Below are 4564 nucleotides of genomic sequence, written 5' to 3'. Positions count from 1 at the left end.
TTCCCTGGAACTTCCCGCTGCTGATGGCCGTCTGGAAGCTGGCGCCGGCCCTGGCCGCGGGCAACTGCGTGGTGCTCAAGCCCGCCGAGCAGACGCCCGCCTCGATTCTCAAGCTGATGGAGGTGATCGGCGACCTGCTGCCCCCGGGCGTGGTCAATATCGTCAATGGCTATGGTGCCGAGGCGGGCCAGGCGCTTGCCGGAAGCCCGCGCATTGCCAAGATCGCCTTCACCGGCTCGACCCCGGTAGGCGCGCATATCCTCAAGTGTGCCGCCGAGAACATCATTCCCTCCACCGTGGAGCTGGGTGGCAAGTCGCCGAACATCTATTTCGCCGACATCATGAACGCCGAACCGGCGTTCATCGACAAGGCCGCCGAAGGGCTGGTGCTGGCCTTCTTCAACCAGGGTGAGGTGTGCACCTGCCCCTCCCGTGCCTTGATCCAGGAGTCCATGTACGACGCCTTCATGGCCAAGGTGATGGAGAAGGTCGTGCAGATCAAGCGCGGCAACCCGCTGGATACCGATGTCCAGGTGGGGGCCCAGGCCTCCCAGGAGCAGTTCGACAAGATCATGTCCTACATGGATATCGCCCGGGAGGAGGGGGCGGAGGTGCTCACCGGCGGTGACAAGGCGAGCTTCGATCCGGCCTATGACAAGGGCTTCTATATCGAGCCGACGCTGCTCAAGGGCCACAACAAGATGCGCGTCTTCCAGGAGGAGATCTTCGGGCCGGTGGTGGCCGTGACCACCTTCAAGGACGAGGAGGAGGCGCTGGCGATCGCCAACGATACCGAGTTCGGCCTCGGTGCCGGCGTCTGGAGTCGCGATATCAATGTGGCCTTCCGCATGGGCCGTGGCATCCAGGCCGGTCGCGTATGGACCAACTGCTACCACCAGTATCCGGCGCATGCGGCCTTCGGCGGCTACAAGAAGTCCGGCGTCGGGCGCGAGACCCACAAGGTGGCCCTCGAGCACTACCAGCAGACCAAGAACCTGCTGGTCAGCTACGACATCAATCCGATGGGCTTCTTCTGAGCGCCATCCGCGTCATCGACAATCGATTGCAGTAAGGCGGTGGCGCCATTTCGTTGGGCACGACTAACGTCGTGCCCAACGGCTATTTTTGTGAAGTGTTTCAGTATGAAATGAAGCTTTGTACGTTGACGCATCCAGCGCACCAGCACGGGGCGATCCGAACTGGCCGAAAGAACACCTTATTGGTTAGCAGAGAGCATCAGCACAGCCTGCTGCCAAGCATCAGCAGGGCACCATCCAGCTGGTGCCAGCCCCACCATACCAGGGCCAGTGTAGTAGCCGTGATGATGGCAGCTACGATTCGCAGGGTCAGGCGACGACTCATGCTTCTACCTGCGGGTGTCGGGTGCGTTGCACCGGTGTCTCGTTGATCCACCAGTGCAGCGCGGCGGCGGCGACCCCCAGCAGGATGGCCAGCTTCCAGACCACGTCGTAGTCGCCCTGCAGGTCGTAGAGAAGGCCCCCCAGCCAGACGCCCATGAAGGAGCCGAGCTGATGGAAGAGAAAGACGATCCCGCCGAGCATCGAGAGGTGCTGGACGCCGAACACTGAGGCGACGATGCCGTTGGTCAAGGGCACCGTGGAGAGCCACAGCAGGCCCATGGCGATACCGAAGGCGTAGGCACTGGCCGGGCTCAGCGGCGCCATCAGGAAGAGGGTGATGACCCCGGCACGGCACAGGTAGAGCCAGCTGAGCAGGTGCGGCTTGGAGAACCGTCCGCCGAGCCAGCCGGTGACATAGGTACCGAAGATATTGAACAGGCCGATCAGTGCCAGCACGGTGCTGCCTACCTGAACGGCGATGCCATTGTCGTAGAGATAGCCGGGCAGATGCACGCCTATAAAAACTACCTGAAAGCCGCAGACGAAGAAGCCCAGGCATAGTAGCCAGAAGCCACGATGACCGAGCGCTTCGTCGAGGGCCTCGCGCAGCGGCAGGTCGCCTGCCGCGGCAGGTGAGGGGCGGTCACGCAGCAGGGCGCCCAACGGCAGCAGCAGGGCACCGATGGCGGCCATGGCCAGCAGCGCCGCCGACCAGCCCAGCCACTCCAGCAGCCCGAGGGTACCCGGCAGCATGGCGAACTGGCCGAAGGAGCCCGCGGCGCTGACGATGCCCATGGCCATGCTGCGCTTCTCCGGCGCCACGGCGCGCCCCACCGCGCCCAGCACCACCGAGAAGGTGGTGCCGGAGAGCCCCAGGCCGATCAGCACCCCGGCCGAGAGCGTCATGCCCAGCGCCGTTTCGGAGAGCCCCATGAACAGCAGCCCCAGGGCGTAGAGCGCGCCGCCGACCACCACGATTCGTGCGGCGCCGTAGCGATCCGCCAGGGCACCGGCGAAGGGCTGGGCGAGGCCCCAAAGGAGGTTCTGGATGGCCAGGGCGAAGGCGAAGACGCCGCGTCCCCAGCCCAGTTCCGCGCTCATCGGCTCGAGGAAGAGGCCGAAGCCGTGGCGAAGACCCATGGCCAGGGTGACCACCAGGCTGCCGAGCACGAGGATCATCAGGGAGTGGCGGCGTAGCGTGTCCATCGGCGGGTCCATTGATCTAGGTGGCGGTTTGCAGGCTAAAGGACGCTACTATGTCGCCTGGAGCCGGTTTTGGCTAGCGTTGCAGGGCGCGCTCCAGGGTCGCCAGCCGTCCGGGTGCCAGTGCATCTTCCACGGCGGTGATGCGCAGCACATGGCCCAGGGCCGGGTCGGCGGGGCGGGCGATCAGCTTCCCCTCGTCGAGCAGCGCCTTGTGTACCTCGGCGGCGAGCTCGGCACTTGGCAGTCGCACCCCGACGAAGTTGGTGGCGCTGGGCAGCACATCGGCGCCCAGTTCGCGCAGGTGGGCGGCCAGGCGCTCGCGGCGCTCCCTCACCGCCGTCACGTGGGCGGCGACCTCGTCAGGGGCATCCAGCACCGTTTCGGCGGCGGCCTGGCTGAGTGTCGACACCGCATAGTGGATGCGGACTTTCATCATCATCGCCAGGGTCTCCGGCTCGGCGATGGCGTAGCCGACGCGTAGCCCGGCGAGGCCATGGGCCTTGGAGAGGGTGCGCAGGCGCACCACGCCGGGCAGCACCCGACGGCCGAACTCGCCGTCGGCGTCCTCGCGGAAGTCGTGATAGGCCTCGTCGAGCAGCAGCCAGCAGTCGTCGGGCAGGGAGTGGCGCAGGGCCAGCACATCCTCGTCGCGGTGAAGATGGCCGCCGGGGTTGTCCGGGTTGGCCAGATAGACCAGCCGGGCGCGGGACTCTCTGGCCGTGTGCGCCAGGGCGTCGAGGTCGGGGGCGAGACGTCCCGGCGCCTCGTCGTAGGCGACTTCCTCCACGCGACAGCCGTGGCCCCGGGCGAAGTAGGCGAAGGTGGGGTAGGTGCCCCGGGTGGCGACGACCGTCTCGCCGGGAGAGGTGACGGCGCGCAGCGTCAGGGCGATCAGGCTGTCGGCCCCGGCGTCCACCAGCATCGCCTCCAGCGGGGTTCCCTTCTGGTCGGCCAGGCGCCGACGGATGCCCAGTGCCTCGGCATCGCCGTAGCTGTAGACGTGCTCCGCCAGAGCATCGCCGAAGCGCTCGCGCAGGGCACGATGGGGCATGTCGAGCCCTTCGTTGGAGCCCAGCTGGTGGGGAATCTCGCGCCCCAGGCGGCGCTCCAGCACGCGCACGCCGGGAAAGGGGTTGTGGGGGCCGTCGCCGGTCAGATGGTCGGGGAAGCGGGGCATATCGGTCTCCAGTCGCTGATGCCAGTCACCGTTCACCCTATCAGGGTTTGACGCCGAGTTGGCCCGCTGGGGGCTACTCCCAGAATTATCGCAGATGGCTCGGGGCTGATCTGGCGATAAGCCCCGGAGCGCCGGACCGACGAGGAGGCGCTGTAAACCCCTCCCTGGGCGCTACCGACGCCATCCCTGGCGTAGGACCTTGTGTCTCCTCTACGGCTTTTCCCCAGCGCCCCTTGGTACAGTAACTGCAATAGCTTTGGGCTACTCCTTGGGCATATTGCGGGTGCCTGCCACGCCCCGCAGGCGCCGACGCAGCGCCGCCTTGCCCATCATATGGGCGCTGACCGGCGCGGTGGCGAACAGGAAGATGGTCACCAGGGCCTCCTGCACCGAGACGCCATCCTGCTGGTGGCTGAAGAAGAGCAGCGAGCCGATCAGCGTGCAGCCGACGCCCAGGGTGCTGGCCTTGGTGGGCCCATGCAGGCGGGTGTAGAAGTCGGGGAGCTTGGCCAGCCCCCAGGAGCCGATCAGCGCCACCACCGCACCCACCAGCAGGAAGAGGGCGATGACCAGCTGCATGATCCAGGACATGTCGAGGCCGTTCATTCGATGACGTCCCCCCGCAGCAGGTACTTGCTCATGGCCACGGTGCCGACGAAGCCCATCAGCGCGATCAGCAGGGCCAGCTCGAACAACACGCCGAGCCCCATCTGGATATCGGCCAGCACGATCAAGGCGATGCTGTTGATCGTCAGGGTGTCCAGCGCCAGGATGCGGTCGACGATATCCGGGCCTGCGGCCAGGCGGTAGAGATTGAGCA

6 protein-coding genes are annotated in these 4564 nt (G+C 66.3%); 1 reads left to right on the top strand and 5 read right to left on the bottom strand.

What is annotated here, in order from left to right:
• Positions 1–1037 (top strand): aldehyde dehydrogenase family protein (locus IOC61_RS06985; protein ID WP_195688143.1); only part of this gene is annotated, 1037 nt, incomplete at its 5' end.
• A gap of 199 nt (positions 1038–1236) precedes the next feature.
• On the opposite strand, the gene IOC61_RS17790 is transcribed toward IOC61_RS06985, so the two are convergent.
• The 5 genes from IOC61_RS17790 to IOC61_RS06965 form a co-directional block, all read right to left on the bottom strand.
• Complete coding sequence (locus IOC61_RS17790; protein ID WP_267491281.1) at positions 1237–1362, bottom strand: hypothetical protein; 126 nt, start codon at positions 1360–1362, stop codon at positions 1237–1239.
• Positions 1359–2567: an MFS transporter gene (locus IOC61_RS06980; RefSeq protein WP_195688142.1), complete on the bottom strand. Its 1209-nt coding sequence runs from the start codon at positions 2565–2567 to the stop codon at positions 1359–1361. Before IOC61_RS06980 ends, IOC61_RS17790 begins: the two co-directional genes overlap by 4 nt.
• Positions 2568–2640: 73 nt before the next feature.
• A complete protein-coding gene (locus IOC61_RS06975) occupies positions 2641–3744 on the bottom strand; it encodes a pyridoxal phosphate-dependent aminotransferase (RefSeq protein WP_195688141.1) in 1104 nt (367 codons plus the stop codon).
• Positions 3745–4005: 261 nt separating this feature from the next.
• Positions 4006–4350: a Na+/H+ antiporter subunit G gene (locus tag IOC61_RS06970; protein WP_229332981.1), complete on the bottom strand. Its 345-nt coding sequence runs from the start codon at positions 4348–4350 to the stop codon at positions 4006–4008.
• Positions 4347–4564 (bottom strand): K+/H+ antiporter subunit F (locus IOC61_RS06965; RefSeq protein WP_195688140.1); only part of this gene is annotated, 218 nt, incomplete at its 5' end. The genes IOC61_RS06970 and IOC61_RS06965, both read right to left, overlap by 4 nt.

The organism is Halomonas sp. KAO, assembly GCF_015595025.1.
Lineage (GTDB): Bacteria > Pseudomonadota > Gammaproteobacteria > Pseudomonadales > Halomonadaceae > Halomonas.
This window is presented reverse-complemented; position numbering and strand designations above follow the sequence as displayed.

Bases quoted from the DNA above. Each gene is read 5' to 3' on its own strand.
- IOC61_RS17790 (WP_267491281.1), bottom strand. From the start codon at position 1,362: ATGAGTCGTCGCCTGACCCTGCGAATCGTAGCTGCCATCATCACGGCT.
- IOC61_RS06980 (WP_195688142.1), bottom strand. From the start codon at position 2,567: ATGGACACGCTACGCCGCCACTCCCTGATGATCCTCGTGCTCGGCAGC.
- IOC61_RS06975 (WP_195688141.1), bottom strand. From the start codon at position 3,744: ATGCCCCGCTTCCCCGACCATCTGACCGGCGACGGCCCCCACAACCCC.
- IOC61_RS06970 (WP_229332981.1), bottom strand. From the start codon at position 4,350: ATGAACGGCCTCGACATGTCCTGGATCATGCAGCTGGTCATCGCCCTC.